Source organism: Psychrobacter sp. CX14, assembly GCF_057396205.2.
Genome location: NZ_CM183187.1, coordinates 783,432 through 808,372, shown reverse-complemented (window position 1 = coordinate 808,372; position 24,941 = coordinate 783,432). Strand labels below are relative to the sequence as shown.

Annotated in this window: 19 protein-coding genes; 11 read left to right on the top strand and 8 right to left on the bottom strand. The window is 42.0% G+C overall.

Annotation, left to right across the window (positions count from 1 at the left end; all coding sequences use genetic code 11):
- Window positions 1–21 precede the first annotated feature (21 nt).
- A complete protein-coding gene (locus AC2SLO_RS03435; protein ID WP_486543517.1) occupies window positions 22–411 on the bottom strand; it encodes a hypothetical protein in 390 nt (129 codons plus the stop codon).
- Between the two features lie 391 nt (window positions 412–802).
- Here AC2SLO_RS03435 and AC2SLO_RS03430 point away from each other — a divergent pair, with 391 nt between their 5' ends.
- The 4 genes from AC2SLO_RS03430 (at window position 803) to gltS (ending at window position 5,485) form a co-directional block, all read left to right on the top strand.
- Complete coding sequence (locus AC2SLO_RS03430) at window positions 803–2,101, top strand: glutamate-5-semialdehyde dehydrogenase (protein ID WP_486543516.1); 1,299 nt, start codon at window positions 803–805, stop codon at window positions 2,099–2,101.
- Between the two features lie 266 nt (window positions 2,102–2,367).
- Window positions 2,368–3,066 carry a ZIP family metal transporter gene (locus AC2SLO_RS03425; protein ID WP_486543515.1) on the top strand — a complete coding sequence of 233 codons (699 nt, stop codon included), beginning with the start codon at window positions 2,368–2,370 and terminating at the stop codon, window positions 3,064–3,066.
- Between the two features lie 167 nt (window positions 3,067–3,233).
- Window positions 3,234–3,671, top strand: coding sequence for an aldehyde dehydrogenase family protein (locus AC2SLO_RS03420; protein WP_486543514.1), 438 nt, complete (start codon window positions 3,234–3,236; stop codon window positions 3,669–3,671).
- A 539-nt stretch (window positions 3,672–4,210) separates the two neighbouring features.
- Window positions 4,211–5,485, top strand: coding sequence for a sodium/glutamate symporter (gene gltS, locus AC2SLO_RS03415; RefSeq protein WP_486543513.1), 1,275 nt, complete (start codon window positions 4,211–4,213; stop codon window positions 5,483–5,485).
- A 198-nt stretch (window positions 5,486–5,683) separates the two neighbouring features.
- On the opposite strand, the gene pepF is transcribed toward gltS, so the two are convergent.
- The 5 genes from pepF to AC2SLO_RS03390 all read right to left on the bottom strand — a co-directional run bounded on the left by pepF (window position 5,684) and on the right by AC2SLO_RS03390 (window position 11,646).
- Window positions 5,684–7,492, bottom strand: coding sequence for an oligoendopeptidase F (pepF, locus tag AC2SLO_RS03410; protein WP_486543512.1), 1,809 nt, complete (start codon window positions 7,490–7,492; stop codon window positions 5,684–5,686).
- Between the two features lie 139 nt (window positions 7,493–7,631).
- Window positions 7,632–8,888 (bottom strand): serine hydroxymethyltransferase, encoded by a 1,257-nt coding sequence (gene glyA / locus AC2SLO_RS03405; RefSeq protein WP_486543511.1) that lies wholly within the window; start codon window positions 8,886–8,888, stop codon window positions 7,632–7,634.
- Window positions 8,889–9,212: 324 nt separating this feature from the next.
- Window positions 9,213–9,659 (bottom strand): hypothetical protein, encoded by a 447-nt coding sequence (locus tag AC2SLO_RS03400; RefSeq protein WP_486543510.1) that lies wholly within the window; start codon window positions 9,657–9,659, stop codon window positions 9,213–9,215.
- A 115-nt stretch (window positions 9,660–9,774) separates the two neighbouring features.
- On the bottom strand, window positions 9,775–10,299 hold the full coding sequence (locus AC2SLO_RS03395) for a chorismate--pyruvate lyase family protein (RefSeq protein WP_486543509.1): 525 nt from the start codon (window positions 10,297–10,299) through the stop codon (window positions 9,775–9,777).
- Between the two features lie 102 nt (window positions 10,300–10,401).
- Complete coding sequence (locus tag AC2SLO_RS03390; protein ID WP_486543508.1) at window positions 10,402–11,646, bottom strand: GNAT family N-acetyltransferase; 1,245 nt, start codon at window positions 11,644–11,646, stop codon at window positions 10,402–10,404.
- Window positions 11,647–12,451: 805 nt separating this feature from the next.
- On the opposite strand from AC2SLO_RS03390, the gene AC2SLO_RS03385 reads away from it, so the two are divergent.
- The 6 genes from AC2SLO_RS03385 (at window position 12,452) to AC2SLO_RS03360 (ending at window position 20,804) form a co-directional block, all read left to right on the top strand.
- Window positions 12,452–14,671 (top strand): NADP-dependent isocitrate dehydrogenase, encoded by a 2,220-nt coding sequence (locus AC2SLO_RS03385; RefSeq protein ID WP_486543507.1) that lies wholly within the window; start codon window positions 12,452–12,454, stop codon window positions 14,669–14,671.
- A gap of 352 nt (window positions 14,672–15,023) precedes the next feature.
- A complete protein-coding gene (locus tag AC2SLO_RS03380; RefSeq protein ID WP_486543506.1) occupies window positions 15,024–17,246 on the top strand; it encodes an NADP-dependent isocitrate dehydrogenase in 2,223 nt (740 codons plus the stop codon).
- 293 nt (window positions 17,247–17,539) lie between these two features.
- Entirely contained in the window at window positions 17,540–18,067 is a 528-nt protein-coding gene (locus tag AC2SLO_RS03375) for an ion channel (RefSeq protein ID WP_486543505.1), read from the top strand.
- A gap of 61 nt (window positions 18,068–18,128) precedes the next feature.
- Window positions 18,129–18,740, top strand: coding sequence for a pseudouridine synthase (locus AC2SLO_RS03370; RefSeq protein ID WP_486543504.1), 612 nt, complete (start codon window positions 18,129–18,131; stop codon window positions 18,738–18,740).
- Between the two features lie 198 nt (window positions 18,741–18,938).
- Window positions 18,939–19,565 carry an organomercurial lyase gene (gene merB, locus AC2SLO_RS03365; RefSeq protein WP_486543503.1) on the top strand — a complete coding sequence of 209 codons (627 nt, stop codon included), beginning with the start codon at window positions 18,939–18,941 and terminating at the stop codon, window positions 19,563–19,565.
- A gap of 513 nt (window positions 19,566–20,078) precedes the next feature.
- Window positions 20,079–20,804 (top strand): hypothetical protein, encoded by a 726-nt coding sequence (locus AC2SLO_RS03360; RefSeq protein WP_486543502.1) that lies wholly within the window; start codon window positions 20,079–20,081, stop codon window positions 20,802–20,804.
- Window positions 20,805–20,905: 101 nt separating this feature from the next.
- Here AC2SLO_RS03360 and AC2SLO_RS03355 read toward each other — a convergent pair whose 3' ends face one another.
- Window positions 20,906–22,828: a M61 family metallopeptidase gene (locus AC2SLO_RS03355; RefSeq protein WP_486543501.1), complete on the bottom strand. Its 1,923-nt coding sequence runs from the start codon at window positions 22,826–22,828 to the stop codon at window positions 20,906–20,908.
- A gap of 444 nt (window positions 22,829–23,272) precedes the next feature.
- Between AC2SLO_RS03355 and AC2SLO_RS03350 the strand changes: the two genes are divergently transcribed.
- On the top strand, window positions 23,273–23,755 hold the full coding sequence (locus AC2SLO_RS03350) for an FKBP-type peptidyl-prolyl cis-trans isomerase (RefSeq protein WP_486543500.1): 483 nt from the start codon (window positions 23,273–23,275) through the stop codon (window positions 23,753–23,755).
- Window positions 23,756–23,910: 155 nt separating this feature from the next.
- Here the strand turns inward: AC2SLO_RS03350 and AC2SLO_RS03345 are convergent, their stop codons facing one another.
- The gene (locus AC2SLO_RS03345) at window positions 23,911–24,846 is read right to left on the bottom strand and encodes an IS256 family transposase, variant Zn-binding type (RefSeq protein WP_495637094.1); all 936 of its coding nucleotides are present in this window, start codon (window positions 24,844–24,846) and stop codon (window positions 23,911–23,913) included.
- Window positions 24,847–24,941 lie beyond the last annotated feature (95 nt).

Sequence of the window (24,941 nt, the reverse complement as noted above, 5' to 3'; positions counted from 1 at the left end):
CTTTGTATTAGTGACTTGATATTAATACGTTGAAACGTGCTCTTCTTGCTCCGTACCATCGATAACATTATCGTTAGGCGTATCTAGCTGATGTTCATTCACATCAATATCGCCTGCTTCATCTGATTCTACAGTATCAGTACCATCTGCGTCAGGAAGGGATAAATCAGCATCTTCATTCTCTAAATCATTATTAGGCATACTATCGACATCATCAGCCTCGCCTTCGACCGCATCTACTTGAGCGCTATCTTGTGCAGTCGTTGTTGATTCTTGAACATTGGCAGATGCTGCAGGCTCTTCTTGAACTTCTGCATCTTGCTGTTCAGGACTATTACAAGCAGTTAAGCCCAAGCCTAATACGGCGGCCATTAAAACTTGACTCAATACTGATGCGTTACGTTTAAGCATAATCAAACCTCTTGGTTATTAGTTAAGTAGTAAATAAATTTAATTAAACATCTAATAAATTAATCAGGAAGCAACATGTTGACTTCTGACTTTTTCTTAGTCATCACTTTAATGGCCTGATATGATATTAAATAGCTAACTTTGGTAGCAGTTTGTGAGCAACTGTGAGTTTCATAATATCCTTGTAGCTAATGTATACCGTTTATTATGGCGTGCCAGAGGTCTATTTTGTTAGTAAAACATGTATTCGACTTTACTATTGACAGCATCTGCTTTATGTTAATGACAAAATAAATTTGCACTTTTTAATGAACCGCTGTGATATTTAGCAACTCATTTAGAACAATTTACGCTTTAATATAAATACATTAAAACAATTAGGAGATAACAAATGACTCAGGGTATAACAGATGTTAAAGAATATATGCAACAAGTGGGCAGTCAAGCGCGTGCGGCATCAAGAGCACTCGCTGCTGCTAATACCGGTGATAAGAACGACGCCTTATTGACTATATATAGTAAGTTAAGAGAGGCCAAAGCCGATATTTTAGCGGCCAACAAAATTGATATGGATAACGGGCATAAAAACAATTTAGATGCCGCCCTGCTAGACCGTTTAGAATTAACCGATGAGCGTTTTGAGGGTATGTTACAAGGTCTAAAAGATGTGGCTAATTTACCTGACCCAATTGGTGAAGTTACGGACATGACTTTTCGCCCATCTGGTATTCAACTGGGCAAGATGCGTGTGCCATTAGGTGTGGTAGGCATGATTTATGAATCACGTCCTAACGTGACCTTGGAAGCGGCGTCATTGGCCTTAAAATCAGGCAATGCCATTATCTTACGTGGCGGCTCTGAAGCCTTTGAATCAAACCAAGCCATTGCTAAATGCATATTGGAGGGTTTACAAGAAGCCGGCTTGCCTGAGTATGGTGTACAAGTTCTGCAAACCACTGACCGTGCTGCGGTTGGCGAATTAATCACCATGACAGAATATGTCGATGTGATTGTACCTCGCGGCGGTAAGGGTCTGATTGCTCGTATTAGTCAAGATGCGCGTGTACCCGTGATTAAGCATTTAGATGGTAACTGTCATACCTTTATTGATAGCGATGCCGATCCTGAAATTGCGGTTAATGTCAGCGTTAACGCTAAAACTCACCGCTACGGTACCTGTAATACCATGGAAACATTATTAGTCGATAAAGCCATTGCTGATAAATTACTGCCTAAAATCGCAGAAGCCATTATCAAGGCTGATGATGCAATGCAGCTTCGTTTAGATGAATCAGCAAAAGCTATTTTACAAGGCGATAGTAAGCTTGAGGGTCACTTAAGTGATGCCACAGACAGCGACTGGGATACCGAATATCTTGCACCTATCTTAGCGGTTAAAGTCATTGACGGGCTTGACGAAGCGATTGCTCATATTAATACGCATGGTAGCCATCATACCGATGTGATTATTACCAATAATTATGATAAATCACAGCGTTTTATCCGTGAAGTAGATTCGGCAAGTGTGATGATTAATGCCTCTAGCCGCTTTGCTGATGGTTTTGAATATGGTCTTGGTGCAGAAATTGGTATTTCTACTGATAAAATCCATGCACGCGGACCTGTTGGCCTAAATGGTCTGACCTCACAAAAATGGATTGTGTATGGTCATGGTGAGGTCCGTGGTTAAAGCATTCCTAGATTAACGAGGACACTGTTCAAGTTCTAAAGGTTAATTTGAAACGCTTATTAATCTTCGTTTATAACGTCAGCCGTCGCTGGCGTTTTTTTATGTTCTAAAGGATATTGATTTCATTTTCTCGCCTCTTTATATAACCTAAATTTTTAAATCCCCTTACACAATCTAACTTAAAGTAATTCAGTATAAACAGATAAAATACTATCTAATGGAGGAAGGATTAAACCTTTACTTTAACCATAAGGACTTACCCACTAATGATGGTTTTCTTAGTAATATTGGTCGTGTCGGGTGCATTAATCGTCGGGGCACTATGGGGTGCTAAAGGAACATTCCCTGATTGGGTTCAAGGTAATCTATTGGCGTTAGCGGGCGGTGCTTTGATGCTATCAATTGCGTTAGAGATGCTACAGCCTGCCGTTGGAGAGTCAGGACTTTGGCTGGTTGCCGTTTTTACGATGTTTGGGGCTTTAGTGTTTACCAGTGTTGATTACTGGATTGATACCCGATTAAAAGACCAAGGTGGCATGGGATTACTAGCAGCTGTCACCTTGGACGGAGTTCCAGAAAACTTAGCACTTGGGGTGTCTTTAATTTCGGGTAATGTTATGCAAGTTGCAGCGTTAGCAGGTTCTATTTTGCTTTCCAATTTACCAGAGGCAGCTGGCGGCGCTAAACAAATGAAGGATCAAGGCAGTAGTGTTAAAGCTATTATGCTAACTTGGATTGGCGCCGCTGTTTTGTTATCTATAGCCGCCCTAGCAGGTAACTTTCTACTACGCGATGTGCCAAAATCGACATTAAGCTTGATAGACTGTTTTGCTGCAGGTGCCGTGATTGCGTCATTGGCGACAGAGCTATTCCCTGAGGCCTTTAAGAAAAGTAACCACTGGTCAGGTATCAGTGCTGCCATTGGATTAGTTTTAGCGCTTGGATTAAATCAGTTAGGCGGTTAAAAGTATTCAGATATGCTAAGCACCATTCATTTTAAACTTACTACCAAATCTAGAAATTAACTTATCAAGGAAAGTGAGTGCAAACGCTACAAATATTAGCTTCAGTGAGCTTGACGAAGATAGGTTGTTTTATAGAAAAAGGTTAACCATGCAACAAGGAGTGTGTCATGTTATACAGTTTTCCAAATACAGCGGACAGTCCTGTCAAATTTCGGGATAAATACGACAACTTTATCGGGAGTGAATGTACGCCCCCTATTAAGGGTGAGCAATTTGATAACCCTAGCCCAATAGATGGCAAGATTATCAGCAAAGTAGCTCGCTCTACGGCAGACAATATTGAACAGGCACTCGAGGCTGCCCATGCTGCCAAAGACGCTTGGGGTAAAACCAGTGCCGCGGAGCGCGCGCTACTTCTCAATAAAATGGCAGACGCTATTTGCAGCCTTGCTGGCTGTCCATTTTATATTGGTAAAGCTCAGCATTCTCTCTGGCAACACACGGATTTAACTATCGATGTGGTTGACGGACTGGGTTCCAGTTTTTCACTTGAGATACCAGAAGGTAAACACTTTATCGTTCGCTCTGAGCTGCGTCAAACTTAAATAAACGTTATTAACGCCTTCAAATAGAGAGCTTAAACATCTAAACGTCAGCCAATGCTGGCGTTTTTTGTTACTTGGATCTTTGATATTTGGGTTTTTATTGCTGAGGTCTTTAAAACTAGGGCCTTTATTAAAGAGGTCTTTGATAACGATCCCTATTTTCTTTGATAGAAGTGACTGTTTTCATGTAAAATAATACCTGTTAAATCATATAGATAACTAAATACTGAAGTACTTCATCACCCTCTATTAAAAACGTGCTATGAAGGTGAATTTTTAAATGTCTTGTTAAAGCGCTTTATTAAACGGACAGTTTGGCGCTTTTGTTCAGAATTTTTGGGCAATCCCTTTAACGGGATACCTGACTCAACATCTTACCTAAGATCGAAGTAAACGATAAGAAATAAACGATAAAGTGACGCTTTTAACCTTAATTTGGCAGGAGTTAGCCTCCTGTCAAATTAAGGTTATTTATTGTCTAAAAAGCGTCCGTTGTTATCAATGAGTCTTAATGACGCTTAAAATTAAAGGAGCAACTTATGGAAGTGACTTTAAATGGCTACTACACCTTAATCTTAGCCACCTTAGTGTTACTACTAGGCCGAGTGTTAGTAAAAAGGATTAAGTTCTTAGAAGATTTTAATATCCCAGAACCGGTTGCAGGGGGGTTAGTTGCTGCGATTATCGTTTTTCTTTTAAATATGATTTGGGGCTATAGCTTCAACTTTCAGCAAGAGCTTCAAACTGCTTGTATGCTAATGTTTTTTGCCTCGATTGGATTAAGTGCCGACTTTGGGCGCCTAAAAGCCGGAGGGACGCCGTTACTCATATTTACGGGTGTGGTGTCAGGCTTTATCGTCATTCAAGATATCGTCGGAGTATCAATGGCAAGCTTATTGGGACTTGACCCTTTACTGGGACTGGTCACAGGGTCTATCGCCTTGACGGGCGGTCATGGTACTGCTGGTGCTTGGGGAATAACGTTAGAGAAGCAATATGGAGTAGTTGGCGCCACCACATTAGGTATTGCGGTCGCCACCTATGGTCTTGTTGCAGGCGGGGTGATCGGTGGTCCTGTTGCCCGCCGATTAATCAATCGTCTAGGCGTCAAGCCTACGCCTGTCAATCCCAATCCTAGCGAAACTGAAAAACTGGCCGGAAAGCAATCTCTGTATAGTACTAAACACAGTGAAGAAGAGGCTTATAGAAATAAAGAGATTTTTGAGAAGCCGGACAACATACGCCTCATCACGGCATCCTCTACCATCGAATCATTAGCACTGTTTGCAGGCGCTTTGGCTTTTGCTGAGATTATGACTGCTGTCGGAGAAGGCACTTGGTTTGACTTGCCTACCTTTGTTTGGGCGTTGGCAGGGGGCGTTATTATCCGTAATGTACTTACGATCGTATTTGATTTTCATATGTTTGATCGGGCCATCGATGTGATTGGTAACGCATCGTTAAGTTTATTTTTAGCCATGGCTTTATTATCTTTAAAACTATGGCAGCTAACTGATCTTGCTGGCCCCGTATTAATCATACTACTGGTTCAGACGTTAGCGATGATCGCATTTGTGTATTTAATCACCTTTAAAATCATGGGTAAAGACTACGATGCGGCTGTTTTATCAGCGGGTCATTGCGGCTTTGGTATGGGAGCCACGCCAACAGCGATTGCTAATATGCAAGCCGTCACAGATCGCTATTTAGCCTCTCCAAAAGCGTTCTTAATTGTGCCTATGGTTGGTGCGTTCTTTGTCGATATTGTCAACGCCACCGTACTTCAGATATTTGTTAATTTGCCGTTTATGTAGATCAGTTTTAGGCTTAGATAAGCAAAAAAAGGGACGGGATTATCTAGATAATCCCGCCCCTTTTTTTGACATTAAATGAATTTGTTATAGTCGTAGTAAGATATTTGAGATACAAGGCAACCGAGCGCAAGTACTACAAATGTAGGCTTAGCGAGGTTAACACCGTACCTCATTTATATGACTATGACTATATTTTATCTATCTTAGCTGCTCGGTTAACTCAATAGCTTGGTCAATCAGCTCTTCAATAAAGCCAATACTGTCAATTAACGTGGCATTATCTGTGATATCCACCCCTATCATCTGTGCTAGCTCGGCTGGTGTTTTGGTGCCGCCTGCACGCAATACTGCTAACCAGTCCTCGATGACATCTTCACCTTTGCGTAGTTTTTTAAACAGCTGAGTAGCGATACTTAGGCCTGCGCTATAAGTGTAAGAATATAGACCGAAATAATAATGTGGCTGACGCATCCAAGTTAATGCCGCATCCTCATCAATCTCTACCGCATCCCCCCAGAACTGCTGCAATGTTGACTGCATCAGCTGATGTAAATCCTCAGTACTCAAGTTCTTACCAGCATCCACCGCACGGTACACTTCACGCTGAAAATGCGCTTCAAGATAATGCGTCACAAAATTATGGTAATAAGTGTTGGACAATAACGATGACACCACATAACGCTGGAATGCTTTGTCGTCAGTATTTTGCTGTAGTAAATGGTGACCTAATAACAGTTCATTACAGGTAGAAGGCGCTTCAATAAAATACAGTGATGGCGAGTAGCTTAGATAGTTTTGATGCTGACCGGCATTATAAAAATGTCCGGCATGGCCTATTTCATGAATCAAGGTAAACACATCGCCTAAGTTTTGTGTCCATGACATCAGTACATACGAGTGCTCGCCATATGGTGAGGCGCAAAATCCGCCAGTACTTTTGCCTTTATTCTGCGCAAAGTCGTACCAGCGCTCATCAAACGAACGCTTCACCATATCGGTGTAATCCGTACCTAATAGAGATAACGCACCCAAACAATATTGCTTGGCCTCTTCAATACTAACTTGAGTCACAAAGTTGGCATCTAGTGGTACTTTTAAATCTGCAAAGGTCATTTTGTCGATACCATTGGCTTGTTGCAACAGCTGTGCATAGCGCCGCATCGGCGGTGCCAGATGCTGCATAATGGTATCGATGTGTTCATCATACATGGCGCGCGATACTTTTTGGTCGTGTAGTAGATAGTCAAATACTGAGTCATAGCCGCGCATATCGGCCATGATTTTCTCTTTTTTAACTTGTGCCAAATAGTTACTAGCAATGGTGTGCTGTGACTCACGTAACCGCTTTGAGAACGCCTTAAATGCATTGCGGCGAAACTCGGTATCGACGGCTGTTTCGTACTCGTTTTCAAACGCTGAAAAACTCAACGGATACGTCTGACCATTGGCCTCAAAGTCTGGGAAGCTCATATCGGCCAATTTACACTGCTCATAGTTTTGGTAAGGCAAGTCTAGCACTGGGGATAATGACATCAGCGCGGTTTCTAACTCTAAGCTTAACGTATACGACTTTTGCGCCAACAAATCGGATAAAAATGCACGATACTTATTATTATCGGCCATCGCTTGCTTAATCAGCGCTTCATCGGCTTGCTTTAGAGTTTGCTCGACAATCGTGGTTTGGCTATTAAATTTTGCCACTCGTGACTCAAAATCTCGAGCTCTGATTTGTAGCTCGCTGTCACTCATATCCACCGCACTTTGTGCGCCAGCATAGGTGCCAGCTTTAGATAAAATAGTCAAATGAGCTTCATAAGTTTGTAGCAGTCTTATAATGCTTGTGCCATCGGTTAGGTTCAGCATCGACTCTGAGGTCAGCTCATCGGCAAGCTTGCCGGCTTTGTCTAAGTCTGCGTAAAAGTCTTCTGGTGTGGCATACAGCGCTGTCATATCCCAAGTCAAATGTACAGGTACGTCTTTGCGATGTGGAAGGGCTTGTGTAGTCATTCGGATGTCCTTTAATGCTTTATGTGTTTGTCTTTTATTATATTGATTTATGTCGAGTTATACATCTGTCATAAAAAAACCGCCTAGCCAAATGGCTAAGCGGTTCTTGATATTACAAATTCAGTAACCTGAAATACACTTACTGATTCTTCTCATATACAGGCAGTTTTTTGCAAACTTCTTCTACTTTTGCGCGCGTGTCAGCGATAACTTGCTCATCACCACGGCTGTCTAATACATCACAGATCCAGCCAGCCAATTCACTTGATTGCGCCTCATCAAAGCCGCGAGTAGTAATAGCAGCAGTACCGATACGAATACCGGAGGTGACAAACGGTGATTTAGGATCATTTGGTACCGCATTTTTATTAACTGTGATATAAGCATCGCCTAACCATTTGTCCGCTTCTTTACCCGTCATTTCTTGTTTTACCAAGCTGATAAGCATTAGATGGTTCTCTGTACCGCCAGAGATAATGTCATAGCCACGCTCTTGAATAACTTTTGCCATTGCTTTGGCATTTTTAACCACTTGCTGTTGGTAAGTTTTAAAGTCGTCTTGCAACGCTTCTTTAAAACAAACCGCTTTAGCGGCAATGGCGTGCATTAACGGGCCACCTTGGTTGCCTGGGAATACCGCAGAGTTTAGCTTTTTAGCCAGCTTATCATCACGCGACAAAATCAGACCTGAACGTGGGCCACGTAGGGTTTTGTGAGTGGTAGTCGTCACAACATCAGCAAAAGGTACTGGGCTTGGATAAACGCCTGCCGCAATTAGACCGGCAACGTGCGCCATATCAACGAATAGGTATGCGCCAACGCTGTCAGCGATATCGCGGAAACGCTGCCAATCAACCACTTGTGAATATGCTGAGAAACCAGCAATGATCATTTTTGGTTTGTGCTCTTTAGCTAAGCGTTCAACTTCGTCATAATCGATTAGGCCAGTTTCTTCTACTAAGCCATATTGTACGGCATTGTAATTAATACCAGAGAAGTTCACGTGAGCGCCATGCGTTAAGTGACCACCAGCGTCAAGGCTCATACCTAATACAGTATCGCCTGCTTCTAATAACGCTAAGAATACCGCTGAGTTCGCTTGGCTACCGGCATGAGGCTGTACATTGGCATATTCAGCACCGAATAGCTCTTTGGCACGATCAATCGCCAATTGCTCAACGATATCAACATATTCACAACCACCGTAGTAGCGTTTGCCAGGATAACCTTCGGCATATTTATTGGTTAAATCAGAACCTTGAGCTTCCATCACTGCTGGTGAGCAGTAGTTTTCTGATGCGATAAGCTCGATGTGGCTTTCTTGACGCTTGGTTTCTGACACCATGGCTTGATATAAGTCTGGGTCATAATCTTTAATGCTAATATTTTTAAACATAGTTTTATCCTACTCACAATTTAGGGTATTAATGAATGAAATAAACAGGCGCTCATTACTGAACTGCTATGACCACTTATATTATAAGAATTACGATAAGAGATAAAATCCATTTTAGTTGAATATACGATTAACCAAAACAAAGCACTCTCACGTAGTTCAGGCTGAGTACCAATGCCGTTACCTAAGCAAGAAGTGTAACATGAAATTTACCCCATTAAAGACAAAAAAACACCATTCGAGATGATGTTTTTTAAAAATTTCTTGGCAGCTTATATTTTGATATTAGGAGAACCTTCAATCAACGTATGTGTATACTTCTAATTACTGCGCTCTAACCAATGGCTTAGCAACCCAGCCTGCACCTTTATCGCTTTGGATTGAGTAGTAACCATTCTTTTCACTGCCCATATAAATCATAATATCACTTGGTCCTGCAGTGAATGCTTTGCTTGAGCTACTATCAGGGCGTGAATATACGTGCGTCTGATTCAGCTTGCCTACCAATACTGAACCCTCTGCAATGGCTGAACCATTGTAGACAACAGTTTCACTATTTGAGCCTTTGAAGCCAACTTCTTCAGTTAAATCGTCTACTTCCTTTTTAGTTAGCTTTAGGTTTCTAGCCGTATCACCAATTGATGAAATGGTATTACTGATGCCAGAGATGTTGTCTAAAAAGCCAGCGTTTGCGCTAAGCGGTGCTATTAATAAAGCGGCCAATATAGAAGAGGTTATTTTGAGCGAGACTTTCTTATTCTTAATAGCCATTTAATTCATTCCAATTGAAGTTACTAGACAATAGAGCAGAACACTCTAAGAAACATATGAAAACACAAAACATACAATTAATTTTCTCACATTATCTTAACGCTAACAAGCCTTGTTAAGATAAATTAAAGGAAAATGCTTCCAAGAATGTCTCGCTAATCAGAGTCGGCCGCCCATACCAATTATAAACCGTACTCCGGCGCCACCCCTGCTCGGTCGATTCAATCGTTCGCCGGCTGGGTAATGTTTTTTGACGCTTGAATAATACGTAGCCGATTGGGGTGCCTCGCAGATGCTGTAATCGCTTGGCTTCGCCCTTTAAGCTTGGCAAAGGAAAGATACTTTGTGCCGCCACCCAAGGTGCCACTTCATTACCGTATAGCAATACCTCACGTACCCACCCCATCATGGGACGATTAAGCTGCACACCGCAGTAACCCAACTGTCTTTTCTGTTCTATGCTTAAAGGTTGATAACCCTCAAAAGTCCGCTCGACTTGCAGCGGCTGACCAGCCTTTTCTTCAAGCAATGCCGTCAGTGAGCCGTTTGACATCAACCATTTGAATATATCCTCAGATGCCGACTCTTTAGTTGAAGCTGTCTGATGTGACGCTATTGCCTGTATAAAAGGAGTTTGCATAATAACCGCGCTTATAAATAAAGAGGGCTGTATTTGTTATAAAGCCATGACCAAACCATAAAATATCTAGAGTATCATTGTCTGTATGCTCTATAAATCGTATTAGCCTTTAAAGTCAGGCATATTATCGATATTAAACGGTAAGGCTTCGTGAGCCTGCTTACGATAATGCTGTATATATTCTCGGTCTTGCTCACAAAATTTGGCAATCGCTGGCTCAAAACGTGCATCATAGATACGGTGCAAAGAGTACGTCTGTTGTGGCACAAACCCTCGAATCAGCTTATGCTCACCTTGGGTGCCGGGGTCAAAGTACGCCAAGCCCTTATCGATAGCAAACTCAATGCCTTGGTAATAACACAGCTCAAAATGCAGGCTATCATAGTTATCTAGTGCACCCCAATAACGCCCATATAAAGTGGCATCCTGTTTGCTCGGGTCATCGAAAAAGAACAAACTACTGGCGACAATCTCCCCTGCCTCATCAAGTGCTTGTGCCAACATTAAATGCTGCGGCATAGTCTTAGCTAACTGAGTAAAGAAGTCAGGCGTAAGATACGGATGGCGTCCACGTATCGCATAAGTCATGGCATAACACTGGTAAAACACCGCCCAATCATCAGCACTGATTTCATCACCAGTTTTTAATCGGCAAGTGAGGTTTTGCTTGGCAATTTTTTTGCGCTCCGCACGAATATTCTTACGCTTTTTGGCGGTTAAGGTATTTAAGAAATCATCGAAGCTATTAAAGGGAGCTGGGTCTCCGGACTCACTTAGCTCAGCCAAGTTTTGATTTTGCCATAAAAACTGGTAGCCCTGACGCTCAAGTAATTGACGAGTACCCGTATCTGCCGAGCATGCCTTCGCTAGCGCTACCTGCTGCTCATTAATAAACAGACCGTGCCACGTCGATGCGCCTGCTTGCGCTGCTACCTCATCGATTGCAGTCAATGCCGTGTGCCAAATATTCGCATCTAAAGTCACACCTTCTGCTAACCAAAACCGCTCTCCCGTCACCGGCGTATAAGGCACACTGGTCACAAGTCTTGGATAATAGTCTGCACCATAACGTGCATAAGCTTCTGCCCATGCATGGTCAAACACGTATTCGCCTTGATGATGAGCTTTAATAAACAGCGGCATAACCGCAAGTAGGCTTGGTGCGTTGCCCTCCTCGGTCTTATAGACAAGGACATATAAAGGCACCCAACCTGAATCATCACCGATAGCGCCAGTATCATCAAGGGCGTGCCAATATTCAAACGACATAAACGGTGTATCTGGCTGCTGCCACTTTGCCTCGTTTTGCCAGTTAAAATCTTGTGTTAACGCGTAGGAGTAGCTCATAAATAGTATCTATTTTAGTGTTGTTATCTGGATGGATGGTATGCAGACCTTGAGGTTGTTTCTGATTGCCATACCTTAAAGTTTTAGAATCAATCACTTTAAATTCAATCGCACTAGATTAGCAAATTCTCAGGGCGATGCTGTCACAATTTGCAAAACAGACTTTCAGATTCTTATCGTCTCATTATCTTAGCTAATAAATCTGCTATTCAAAAGACAGTCTAAAACTCAATATGGCTCTCAAATAACTTGACCACAAAAAAGCCATCTATACTTAGTATAGACGGCTTTTTCTTACTATTTTATTGCTAAAGAACAACATTTGTTCTTAAAAGATGATATCAAGGCAGATGATTGGTAAAATAAGCCCCGACTCGCTAATTATAATTCTTATACATAGCAAAACACGCTAAAATAGTACACTAGTACACTTAATTGATACGACGACATTGACATCATAGCGAGTGTTCAATCATTAATCTAAATAAAGCACCTCTAGCCTCAGTTTTGCTACTGTGCTTTATTAATTTAGGTTAACAAAATTTCAAATCCCAATGTCAACGTAATCAGACCTTTTTGACTTCGCTAACAAAAATAAGATTAAGCACCGTGCCCAAGTGATTTAACCGATTTGTCAGCTTAATGCCTAAAGCGTTTGATTGTAGGTTTAAAATGCTTAAAAAGACTGCATATAGAAGATGGCAAACATTGGTTTTTTATCCAGTCAGATCATCCGTTATCACTTAGTGATGACATTATATTCAAGCCTTATCATTAACGACAGCCTAGAGGAATAAATACTATAATGTCAAAAATTATTTATACAAAAACCGACGAAGCGCCTGCTTTAGCGACCTTATCGTTTCTACCTATTGTTGAGGCGTTTACCAAACCTGCCGGCATTTCTATTGAAACCAGCGACATCTCTGTTGCCGCTCGTGTTTTAGCTGAGTTTCCTGATTATTTGACCGAAGAACAGCGCGTTCCTAACAACTTAGCTGAGCTTGGACGTTTGACGCAAGATCCAGACACCAACATCATCAAACTACCAAACATCAGTGCGTCAGTACAACAGCTAAAAGCAGCCATCAAAGAGCTGCAAAGCAAAGGTTATGCCTTGCCTGATTTCCCAGAAGACCCTCAAACTGAAGAAGAGCATGAGCTTCGTAAGCGCTACGGCAAAGCGCTAGGCAGTGCAGTTAACCCTGTCCTTCGTGAAGGTAACTCAGACCGCCGTGCACCAAAAGCGGTTAAAGCCTACGCTCGCAAACACCCACACTCTATGGGTGAGTGGAAACAGTGGTCAAGCACTCACGTGTCACACATGCACAGCGGCGACTTCTACCACGGCGAGCAGTCTATGACGCTGGACAAAGCGCGTACTGTGCGTATGGAGCTATTGTTAGACAGCGGCAAAACCAAAGTATTAAAGCCGGAACTTGAGCTACAAGATAAAGAAGTTATCGACTTGATGTTCATGAGCAAAAAAGCCTTGCTTGACTTCTATGAAGAACAAATGGAAGACTGCCGTGAAGCAGGTATCTTATTCTCTTTACACGTAAAAGCGACCATGATGAAGGTGTCACACCCTATCGTATTTGGTCACGCGGTCCGTATTTACTACAAAGAGGCGTTTGAAAAGCACGGTGAGCTGTTCGATGAGCTTGGTGTAAACGTCAACAACGGTATGGCTGATTTGTACGAAAAAATCAAAACCTTACCTGAATCAACGCGCGATGAGATCGAGCGCGATTTACATGCATGCCAAGAACACCGTCCACGCTTAGCGATGGTTGATTCTGCTAAAGGTATTACTAACTTCCATTCACCAAGCGATGTGATTGTTGACGCATCCATGCCTGCTATGATTCGTAACGGCGGTAAGATGTGGGGCGCTGACGGCAAACTGTATGATTGTAAAGCCGTTATGCCAGAGTCGACCTTTGCGCGTATTTATCAAGAGATGATCAACTTCTGTAAATGGCATGGCAACTTTGACCCAACCACTATGGGCACCGTGCCAAACGTTGGTCTAATGGCGCAAAAAGCCGAAGAATATGGGTCACACGACAAAACATTTGAGTCAAGCGATGCCGGTATGGCACGTATTGTAGACATCCATACTGGTGAAGTATTGATGGAGCAACGTGTTGAGAAAGGCGATATCTGGCGTATGTGTCAGGTAAAAGATGAGCCTATCCGAGACTGGGTGAAATTAGCGGTTCGCCGTGCTCGTGAATCAGACACCCCTGTTATCTTCTGGTTAGACCCATACCGTCCACACGAAAATGAGCTTATCAAGAAAGTTGAAACTTACTTGAAAGACCATGACACCGAAGGTCTACATATCGAAATTATGTCACAAGTTCGTGCAATGCGTTATACGCTAGAGCGTGTGGCTCGTGGTCTAGATACTATTTCTGCAACCGGTAACATCCTACGTGACTACTTAACTGACTTGTTCCCAATCTTGGAGCTGGGTACCAGTGCGAAGATGCTGTCAGTTGTACCATTAATGAAGGGCGGCGGTTTATTTGAAACTGGCGCCGGCGGTTCTGCACCTAAGCATGTGCAGCAGCTTCTTGAAGAAAACCACTTACGTTGGGACTCTCTAGGTGAGTTCTTAGCATTAACGGTTTCTTTAGAGCACTTAGCGTCTAGCCAAGACAATACTAAAGCCAAAGTATTGGCAGACACGCTAGATAAAGCGACTGAAAAACTGTTATTAAACGACAAGTCGCCATCTCGTAAAACCGGTGAGCTTGATAACCGTGGTAGCCACTTCTATCTCGCCATGTACTGGGCAGAAGAGCTTGCTTCGCAAGAGCAAGATGCTGAGCTTAAAGAGAAATTCGCACCAATCGCAAAGCAACTTGCAAGCGAAGAAGAAACCATCGTCAATGAGCTAAACTCAGTTCAAGGTCAGCCTGTTGATATCAAAGGCTACTACTACGCTGATGAAAGCTTAGCGGAGCAAGTAATGCGCCCAAGTAAAACATTCAATAACACCATCGCGTCTATTTAATAGTAGTGACAGTGTTTAGAATGCAAATGTTTTAAGTGATGACTAATTGCAGCTCACGATTAACTTAGTGAGCTAATTTTAGTCAACCAAACACCTCAAGAGTCTAAGACTCTTGGGGTGTTTTTATTTTTACTACTATTAAAACTCTCTGGCTTAAACAATAAAGTTTCCCAAAATATTAGATACGTTTTGTAAACTGACGTTAAGCCTCATAGTTTAGTACCATTACAAAGTTATCAATCAATACTGGTTAAGGAATAAGTGAATACTCAACAAACCAGTTGTGTGTTTGAAGGAAGATTTGCCAATCGCAGCACTTATTTCTCATATAAAAATAAAAAGGATTAAAATAATGTCAAAGATTATATATACAAAAACAGACGAAGCCCCTGCCCTAGCCACTCAGTCATTTTTACCGATCGTCGAAGCTTTTACCCGAACGGCTGATATTGACGTTGAAGTCAGTGATATCTCGCTAGCCGCACGAATTTTAGCAGTTTTTCCCGATTATTTGAAAGAAGAGCAGCGCGTGCCTAATGCTTTAAAAGAGCTTGGTAAACTGGTATTAAAACCTGAAGCAAACATTATTAAGTTGCCAAATATCAGTGCTTCTATTCATCAGTTGAAAGCAGCCATTAAAGAGCTGCAAGACAAAGGGTATGCCGTACCTGATTTTCCAGACAGCCCACAAACTGATGAAGAAAAAGAAGTTCGTTCCCGTTACGATAAAATCAAAGGCAGCGCAGTAAACCCAGTCCTGCGTGAAGGTAACTCTGATCGCCGTGCGCCAAAAGCGGTGAAAGCTTATGCCCGCGCTCATCCACATGCAATGAAGCCTTGGAATCCTGATTCGAAGACACATGTATCGACGATGGCAAATTGCGACTTTGTGGATGATGAGAAATCAGTCACGGTCGAAAAAGAAACCAAATATCGTGTGGTCTATACCGATGAGTCTGGTAAAGAGACTGAGCTTAAATCTCCTGCTCCGCTCTTAAAAGATGAGCTGATGGATACCTCTATTCTGTGCTTTGATGTGCTAAGCAACTTCTTAGAAGAGCAAGTTCAAGATGCTAAGAGAAATGGCCTTTTATTCTCTATTCATTTAAAAGCGACCATGATGAAGGTATCGGACCCTATTATCTTTGGTGAAGCGGTTCGCGTTTATTTCAAAGACTTGTTCGCTAAATACGGCGATACCTTCGATGAAATCGGTGTTGATGTGAATAATGGCTTTGCACAACTGTTATCTAAAATACAAGAGCTTCCAGAAGACAAACGTGCTGAGATTGAAGCGGACATTCAAAAAATCTACGACAAAAACCCGCCACTGGCAATGGTTAATTCCGACAAAGGCATCACCAACCTACATGTGCCAAGTGACGTGATTGTTGATGCGTCTATGCCAGCCATGATCCGTAATGGCGGTCAAATGTGGGGACCTGATGGTGAATTGCATGATGTGAATGCCGTTATCCCTGACAGTAGTTATGCTGCTCTTTATGATGAAACCATCCGCTTCTGTAAAGAGCATGGTGCTTTTGATCCAACAACGATGGGTACAGTACCCAACGTTGGGCTCATGGCACAAAAAGCCGAAGAATACGGCTCTCACAACACGACTTTTCAAGCCAAAGGCGCAGGCAAGGTTCAGGTTATTGATGCTGACGGCAATGTACTGACTGAACATGCCGTTAAGAAAAATGATATCTGGCGTATGAACCGTGTGAAAGATGCGCCAGTTAAGGACTGGGTAAAACTGGCGGTAACACGTGCCCGCGCTACTGGTATGCCTGCGGTATTTTGGTTAGATAAAAACCGTGCTCACCATGCGGCTCTTATCAAGAAAGTCGAGCATTACTTAAAAGACCATGATACAGACGGTCTAGATATCCGTATTATGTCTATTCGTGAGGCGACGCGCTTTACCCTAGAGCGTCTGATTCAAGGTAAAGACACTCTTTCTGTGACTGGCAACGTATTGCGTGATTACCTAACTGACTTGTTCCCAATTCTTGAGCTCGGTACCAGTGCTAAGATGCTCTCAATTGTACCGCTGATGAATGGCGGTGGTCTGTTTGAAACCGGTGCTGGCGGCTCTGCACCGAAGCATGTTCAGCAAGTATTGGAAGAAAACCATCTACGTTGGGATTCGCTTGGCGAGTTCTTAGCATTGTCTATGTCGCTTGAGCATGAAGCAGAGCACGGCACAGCGCAGAATCCGAAAGCACAAATCCTAGCCGATACGCTAAGCGATGCTACCGAGAAGCTACTATTAAACAATAAGTCACCATCACGTAAAGTCGGTGAGCTCGATAACCGTGGTAGTCACTTCTACTTAGCCATGTACTGGGCTGAAGAACTTGCTAAGCAAGACAAAGACAAAGCACTACAAGAGCGATTTGCTGCCTTTGCCAAAACGCTTGAAGATAACGAAGAGAAAATCTTGAACGAGCTCAATGAGGTGCAAGGAAAACCTGTTGATTTAAAAGGCTACTACCTAGCTGATGATGACGTGGTGAAACAGGTTATGCGTCCAAGCAAGACCTTTAACGAGGCGTTAGACTCACTATAAGCTAATTTCGTTTAGGCAAAGAAGTGTAATGCTTTAATGCTCCAACATCTCCGTAATTTAGCTATTTAATTTTATCTTAGAACCTGTATTCATAAGCTACAGTTAGGTTGTTTTTAGAATAAAATGAGACAATACGAGGCAAAATTGGGTTGAATAGTCATTCTATTCGAGCCGAATTTTAACAAAGTAGTGGCTTGTTTTAGGCAAAAAGAGCCAATTATAGCTTGTGAATACAGGTTCTTAATACCTCAGTAGTTTAGACTATTGAGGTGTTTTTATCTTAGGCGCTTATTATGCTAAATCTGAATACAGGTAGACGTACCCTTATTTTGTTCATTATTGTTGCGGGCCTTTGGTATATTCTGGCTCGTTTTCTGCCGGATAGTCATTGGCGTGACATACTGATTATTGGCTTTGGTTTCGTATTTTGTGGTGTGTTTTTATGGTCGCTATGTAGTACGTTAAAACGCATTTATGGCGACAGTGGTCATTTATGGAAAGAGCTTGGTCTCTCTTTATTTAACGTATTTTTATTTTTATTGACCTTATCAAGTATCTATACTCAAATCGGCATTATTGATACCACACGTGACGGCAGTCCTATTACTTATGACTTTTGGCTGTGCTGCTATTATTCGATTATTACCTTTACGTCAACCGGTTATGGGGATTTTCAGCCCCAAGGTATTGGACGTGTGCTAGCAAGCTTACATGCCCTAGTGGGTTATATAGTACTCGGTCTTATGGCGTCAACCAGTCTGTCGGTTATTCAATGGCGAGCTGAGGGTAGCGGTGTTAACCGAGGCATTGAAGAGGCGTAAGTTAAGCTATTTTCTCTACTTAAGACTTACTATTTATTGATGTATTTGGAACCTCTCGTTTATGGCAACCTCAAGCGTTATCTTATTTAACAAACCCTACGGCGTACAAAGTCAGTTTAGTGACGATGCTAATAATAAATTCGCACCACTTTCGCAATTTTTTACGGATAAATCGCTGCGTGTAGCAGGTCGATTAGACGCCACCAGTGAAGGACTGCTTATCTTGACCGCCGACGGTCAGGTTAATAAAGCCATTACCCATCCACCCAAAGCCAATCAAGGTCGCAAACAGGGCAAAACTTATTTGGTTCAAGTCGAAGGCATCCCGACACCAGAACAATTGATTCAATTACAAGACGGCGTGGTGTTAAAAGATGGCAAGACGCTTCCAGCTGAAGTCAAACACCTAAGCGAAGACGAGCTACCCATGCCATTATGGCAACGTGATCCACCCATACGTGAACGCAAAAGCGTACCCGACTCATGGCTGATGATGACCATTTATGAGGGTAAAAACCGTCAAGTTAGACGGATGACCGCGCATGTGGGACTGCCCTGCTTACGACTTATCCGTTGGTCGGTGGCTGGATTTGAATTGGGTAATCTAGGCGTTGGCGAGTTTGTGCGGGTGCATTTGAATGACAAACGCTTGGAGGAGTTGGGATTGAGATAACGTTTATTAAGGCGTTTATTTAGGCGTATGTGAATTTTAATTAAAAGCGTTATCAGTCAGACGTTCTTACCGGTTTATTTATACCAAGACACTGATTTTAAAAGTCAGTTCATAACTAAGAGGCTTTTTATAGTTGCGTCGAGAGAAATCAGTATATAAAATGTTATGTTATAACATTTTATATACTGGAAAATATTTATGGAAGTACTTGCTGTTAATAGCTCCATAAGTCTATATCACTTATTAATTGACGATATAAAAACGCTAAAACCTATTGCCAAACAAAGCTTAAAACGTTTATACGAGCAGTTCTCGCAAGGGTTATCTCCGATAACACAAGACTATCAACTCTTCATGCAAGATAGCACGCACGCATCATTGTGCATTGAGAGTCATGCTGGCAGGATAACGTCCTGTTTCGGATGCCAAAGTTCTCATTATATAGATGATAAAAAACATAACACCACTGAACACGTTATTAAATGGTCATCATCAAATGTTTTCGCTTGGTGTATTTGGGATGCTTTTTTTATTACCAAGCTCGTAGGAAAATCCGCCATCATTCATACCGTCGACCCCATCAACAACACTAAATTTGAGATTGAATTTGATGGCAGAGCATTTAACTGCAACGACTGTTGGTTTAGTTTTCCGCTGGGCGATACCCAAACAATTGAGTCAGTACGGGCTTGCTTTTGCTGCCGAACAAAAGCATTCACCAACCCTCAAAATGCACAAATATATGCCAGCCAATATAACTGTGAAGTCGTCGATATGACTGAAATGTTAGCTCGTACCCAAAAGATAGTGATGGCATTAGCATAGACGTAACATCCTCTCTACAGTCGCTTGAGTACCCTTTAGGCTTAGTATGTCGTCTATGTCAAAGAATAAGATTTATGGAATTTACTCGTTAGAAGATTACATACCCATACTGGCCGTCTTTATCATGCGTTAAAAATTTTCAGGTACGACGGATAACCTCGCATGTTGGACTGCCCTGCTTGCGATCAATCCGCTGGTCGGAAGCTGGGTTTAAATTGGGTAATTTAGGGGTTGGCGAGTTTGTGCGAGTGCATTTAAATGACAAACGCTTGAAAGATTTAGGGTCAAATAGCTTATTTTATTTGTGCAAACCTCATTAAGCGCTCAAGTCTTGCCTATAGTAATGGAGATATCAGCAGCTTATATATAAGTATTACTATATAATAAAATAAGAATACTTCCGAAAGCTATTCACCCTAATACTTTTCATAATAAGTCTATACCATGTCGAGCACAGAAAAACTCCCACCAGCACCCACTGATTTGAAATTTTACTCCCAACGAGCCATCGCTTTGTCCACATTTATCGGTGGACCTCTTGCGGCTGGTTACCTTATCCGCGCCAATTACCTTAAGCTAAATCAGTCCAAAAAAGGACTAAAGGCATTACTCATTAGCATTGCCATCACGATTGTTTTATTCGCTGGCGTATTTATGGTTCCTGAGTCCATCATAGATAAGTTGCCAAGCATGGTTATTCCTGCTGTCTCTACTGTTATTTCCTATTATCTCGTGGACAATATTCAAGGTGATGTCTTATCTAAATACAAGGACCAGAAAGAAGCTTTTTACTCTAATTGGAAAGCGGCAGGAATTGGGCTTTTAGCCGTACTGATTTTAGCCGTTATTACCTTCGGCTCAATACTTCTCCTATCGGATGATCATAGTTTGGCACAGTATCATAGTGACGTTGCTGTATTTTCAGAAAATGAGCAGCAAACGTTAGCAATCTATGACCGCTTGGCGACAGCAGATCATGATGCCTTAGTCACAGAGTTAGATACCGAGGTAATTCCGACGTGGCAAGAGAATATTGCCCTTATACAAAATGCGAGCACTAACCCAAAGTTACCGCCCGAGCTTGTTTCTAGAAATGAGGCGCTGATAGATTATGCAGAGCTACGACTTCAGTCTTTTCGGATATTAAGACGAATGCTCGCTGAGGAAGAAGTCTCCTATTTATCAGAGTTTCAACAGGTAAACAAGCAGATTGAAGCGAAACTGGCATTGTTAAACTAGGACGCAATTTAGGTAAATGGAATTTTATAGCGGCAAAAAAAGGGAGCATCGAATGTCCCCTTTTTTATTGCTGCTTTCTAAGAATGGTGGTCTATTAAATGCTATTTACTATCAACAAAACTCGGTGACAACCATTGCTCAAATCCTGACTCACCCAAACTTAAGCTGACCTTCTCTAAGCTTGGATTAGCACTTACCCCAGACTGCGTTTGATTGCTCACAGTAAAGGTTAACAACTCATCACGGCGGAACGCATGACAAGTAACTGCCTCAAGATTTGACTCTGCTATACTTTGCAGTTGTTTTTTACTGGCCTTAATGCCATCAATGGCGACAATCACGTCTTTGGCAGAGATACCAGCTTCTGCAGCCACGCTATCACGCAGCACTTTATTAACCTTGAGTCCTTCTGGCGTCTCAGCGGCAGCAATACCCCATGCTAAGCTATTGTCTTTATCATCAACATCAATATTAATCCCTTGCGCTTTTAGCATCTCATGAATCGGTAGCTCTTCTACGCCATCGACATAGCGTGCTTTGAAGTCCTTCCATACCGCTTTGTCCATAAACTGGCTGATAATGGTCTCTAGATTATCGTTATTCATGCCAATACGGATGCGATTACCGGTATTGCCCTGCTCTTTTGCCAATTGATAGAAGGCTTTGACCACATCAAATAACCGATACTTGCCACCGCTTTGCTGCATTAAAGTTAAATCAAGACAGAACGCCACCAATGCCCCTTTGTTGTAGTAACTGATACCAGCGTTACCGGTGTTTTCATCGGCGCGGTACAGCTTAATCCACGCATCAAAGCTCGACTCCGCCACGCTTTGTAAGGCACGTCCGTGGGTTTGGGTGTAGCGATTGATTTGGGCTTGTAGCAATTTTAAATAGCTGTCTTGACTGACCACGCCAGAGGCTTGTAGCATAAAGTCGTCGATATAAGAGGTGAAGCCCTCAAATACCCAAAGCAGCGATGTGTAAGCCTCTTGACGTAAATCAATGTTCATCATCACGTCAGGACGTACGGTTTTAACCCACCAAGAGTGGAAGTACTCATGGCTACACAGTCCTAAGAAGCGCTGATAGCTGTCACTGGGCTCATCCGCCTCTTTATCCGTTGGTAAATCACTACGCGGCGTCACCAAGCTGGTCGAATTAATATGCTCAAGCCCGCCATAATCATTGCCACTAGCATAAGTCATAAAGGTATAGCCATGATAATTATCACTGCCGAATGGCGCATCACCCAGCCAATTGACATAGGCCTGACAGATTTGCTGCACGTCTTGTTGTAGGCGTCCTAAATTAGCCGTGTGTCTACCTGAGAGATAAAAGCGATGGGCGATTGTATTGTGCTGATTGTCATGAACAATAAAATCAAACTCGTCTTGCGGGGCAATCTCAAACGGATAATCAATCAGTTCATGATAGTTGTCAGCTTCCAGATGATAATGATGTGTGCTGTCCGTATGTAAATAAGTATGCGCTAAGCCGCAAGCAATTTTCACAGAAGCTGCCTCTGATGTTTGTGCCTCATAAAAGGCAGCAGGCACACTTAAGGTGACTGCAACTGGCGCTTCCTCTAAGCCCTCAACAGCAAGTGCTAATGAGGTGAAGTTACCGTATAAACGGTTCTGATCGACATAGGCGGTGCGCACCGATAAGTCGTAGCAATAGACCTCATATTCCACTTGGACTTTATCGCCTGCACTCACCTTGGTAAGCTGCCATTCGCTTTTAGTCATCTTTTGCGCACGCATTACCTCTTCGCTCACTGACTTATCGTTATTGCTTAATACTTGATAATGCACCGCAGTAATATTACGTGCAAATTCACGCATCAGATAACTGCCTGGTATCCAAGAGGGCAACCATAACGTTGGCGCATCTTGTACTGCCTTAAAGCTTAGTGTGACATTGACCAAGTGCTGTTTAAATGGTTGAAAATCGAGTCGGTAATCGACTTCATGTGCTAAGTTTGCCGAAGTATTAGACTGCGTGGCTTGCTGTATTGTCATTTTTCATTCATCCGTCATTATTAACTGTTATTATTGGCAGTCAGATATCGTTAAATCAGTTGCTTAACGTCTATCCGCTGCTATTTATAAATTTTCGAAATAGGTAGCGGTATTAATCGTTATGGTGTCTTAGGTTAGCAAACTAAAGGGTGTGATGCTACTGTACAAAGTTTAAGCAAATAAAGCGGCTTTTCTACATAATTTTGAGGATAACTGGTCTGTTACTGCTTTTATCGTCCGAAATATCAAAAAATATCAAAAAAACTTAGCAATTAACGCATTAATTTGAGAATATGACTTGAAACCTTTGCGACTCATCACAATCTATTAGATAAGGCAATGTGCAGAGGTATGGCGCAATAACTTAATGTGCTTAAAAAAACAGCCCTGTCTAATTGTGTTACGTATTTATTTATTGAACCCTTATATATTTTAGGAATTTTTATGACAACGATTACAAAAGATACTGCTGTACGTTTTAACTATGTATTAAAAGACGAAAACGGCACAGTGATTGACCAATCACAAGGCGAGCCTCTCGCTTACCTACATGGTCATAACAACATTATTCCAGGTCTTGAAAAAGAGCTTGAAGGCAAATCTGCTGGCGATTCGTTAACTGCGGTTATCGAACCTGCTGACGCTTATGGCGAATACCAAGAGCAAGCGGTACAACAAGTGCCCCGCTCTAACTTCCAAGGCGTTGAAGACATTCAGCCAGGTATGCAGTTCCAGTCTGAAGCTGAAGGCCAAGTCATGCTAGTCACTGTAACTGATGTTAATGATGACACCGTAACTGTTGATGCAAACCATCCTCTAGCTGGCAAAAAATTAAGCTTTGACGTAGAAATCGTTGAAGTACGCGCAGCGACTGAAGACGAACTAAATCACGGCCATGTACACGGTGCTGGCGGCATTCAGCACTAAGATTTAAATACGTTTAGAAGGCTGGTTTAGCGGCTAAACGTAAAAGAGCCATTCATAATATGAATGGCTCTTTTTTTATGCTAAAAATAAAGAGGTGTAATGGACAAAATTCAGGCTAAAAACGAGCGGTTAGTCTCTAATGGACAAAATTCAGGCTAACCTGCAGAGTATGTCATTAAAAAGTTGTTAATAAACTTAAGCTTACGTTGTTTATTGAGCCCATTATGACTGCTTAATTGGCGTTTTAACTCGCTAAACAAACCTTCTAGAGAATTAGTTGTATTTGGAATGTTTAAGTCATCTAATTCTCTATAAGTGAATAACCAATCACTATTTACTCGCAAGCTTCTATAGGCACTTCTAAGACGCTTATGGGTGTACCAAGTCTTACCAGTATCTATATTGGTACTACGTTCATTTAAGTAGTCCTCATGAGTTAAATACCATCTATCCAAGTCCTGAATGAACGTTGTCTTATCATAATCCTTTATATTTAAAGCTAGCTGTCTAAGTGCAATACTTGCGATATTTTGAGGCCTACGAGTTAAGTATCGAGTGATGATCTGTAGCTGATGAAACTGGCACATTTGTATCGGTATATCTTTAAACAAAGCATTAAGACCTCGTCTTCCATCGCAAGTAATGCTAGTGATATCAATGCCTTGTGATTTTATATGCTCTATTCCCAGTTTATACAGAGCGTTGGTCTCATAGTGAATAATACGGTGGTGTAATACCGCTTTGCTTGTATAGTCGAGAAATACCATTAAGCCAAATGTTCTACCAAAGTAGGTCGTGTCCATCACTATGTTGGCACGAGTAGGTAGCTTATTAAGTGACTTTATCTCAATAGTATCTAGTCGCCTTTGTATGGTCTTTATGCTACAGCCATACTTATGAGCAAGTTGTTTATAAGTCTGTTTACCTTGAGTATATTCTTGCCACAAAGTTGTATTATTGAGCCGCCTGCCACCTAAAAACTGCCGATTACAAACAAGGCATTTGTACTGCTGTTTCCCTGATTTATAACCATTCTTTTTCGTGTGTTTTTCACCACAAAAAGGGCAGTTTTTTGATTCATGGCTTTCAATCCTTGCAAATACTTATAGTATATAGCTTTAAAGGGGGTCTCAGCCTGAATTTTGTCCATTACACCAATAAAGACTAAGCAGTACAAAGATCAGAA

What these genes read in the sequence shown, in the direction of transcription:
- AC2SLO_RS03435 (WP_486543517.1), bottom strand. Translation starts at nt 411, where the DNA reads ATGCTTAAACGTAACGCATCAGTATTGAGTCAAGTTTTAATGGCCGCC.
- AC2SLO_RS03430 (WP_486543516.1), top strand. Translation starts at nt 803, where the DNA reads ATGACTCAGGGTATAACAGATGTTAAAGAATATATGCAACAAGTGGGC.
- AC2SLO_RS03425 (WP_486543515.1), top strand. Translation starts at nt 2,368, where the DNA reads ATGATGGTTTTCTTAGTAATATTGGTCGTGTCGGGTGCATTAATCGTC.
- AC2SLO_RS03420 (WP_486543514.1), top strand. Translation starts at nt 3,234, where the DNA reads ATGTTATACAGTTTTCCAAATACAGCGGACAGTCCTGTCAAATTTCGG.
- gltS (WP_486543513.1), top strand. Translation starts at nt 4,211, where the DNA reads ATGGAAGTGACTTTAAATGGCTACTACACCTTAATCTTAGCCACCTTA.
- pepF (WP_486543512.1), bottom strand. Translation starts at nt 7,492, where the DNA reads ATGACTACACAAGCCCTTCCACATCGCAAAGACGTACCTGTACATTTG.
- glyA (WP_486543511.1), bottom strand. Translation starts at nt 8,888, where the DNA reads ATGTTTAAAAATATTAGCATTAAAGATTATGACCCAGACTTATATCAA.
- AC2SLO_RS03400 (WP_486543510.1), bottom strand. Translation starts at nt 9,659, where the DNA reads ATGGCTATTAAGAATAAGAAAGTCTCGCTCAAAATAACCTCTTCTATA.
- AC2SLO_RS03395 (WP_486543509.1), bottom strand. Translation starts at nt 10,299, where the DNA reads ATGCAAACTCCTTTTATACAGGCAATAGCGTCACATCAGACAGCTTCA.
- AC2SLO_RS03390 (WP_486543508.1), bottom strand. Translation starts at nt 11,646, where the DNA reads ATGAGCTACTCCTACGCGTTAACACAAGATTTTAACTGGCAAAACGAG.
- AC2SLO_RS03385 (WP_486543507.1), top strand. Translation starts at nt 12,452, where the DNA reads ATGTCAAAAATTATTTATACAAAAACCGACGAAGCGCCTGCTTTAGCG.
- AC2SLO_RS03380 (WP_486543506.1), top strand. Translation starts at nt 15,024, where the DNA reads ATGTCAAAGATTATATATACAAAAACAGACGAAGCCCCTGCCCTAGCC.
- AC2SLO_RS03375 (WP_486543505.1), top strand. Translation starts at nt 17,540, where the DNA reads ATGCTAAATCTGAATACAGGTAGACGTACCCTTATTTTGTTCATTATT.
- AC2SLO_RS03370 (WP_486543504.1), top strand. Translation starts at nt 18,129, where the DNA reads ATGGCAACCTCAAGCGTTATCTTATTTAACAAACCCTACGGCGTACAA.
- merB (WP_486543503.1), top strand. Translation starts at nt 18,939, where the DNA reads ATGGAAGTACTTGCTGTTAATAGCTCCATAAGTCTATATCACTTATTA.
- AC2SLO_RS03355 (WP_486543501.1), bottom strand. Translation starts at nt 22,828, where the DNA reads ATGACAATACAGCAAGCCACGCAGTCTAATACTTCGGCAAACTTAGCA.
- AC2SLO_RS03350 (WP_486543500.1), top strand. Translation starts at nt 23,273, where the DNA reads ATGACAACGATTACAAAAGATACTGCTGTACGTTTTAACTATGTATTA.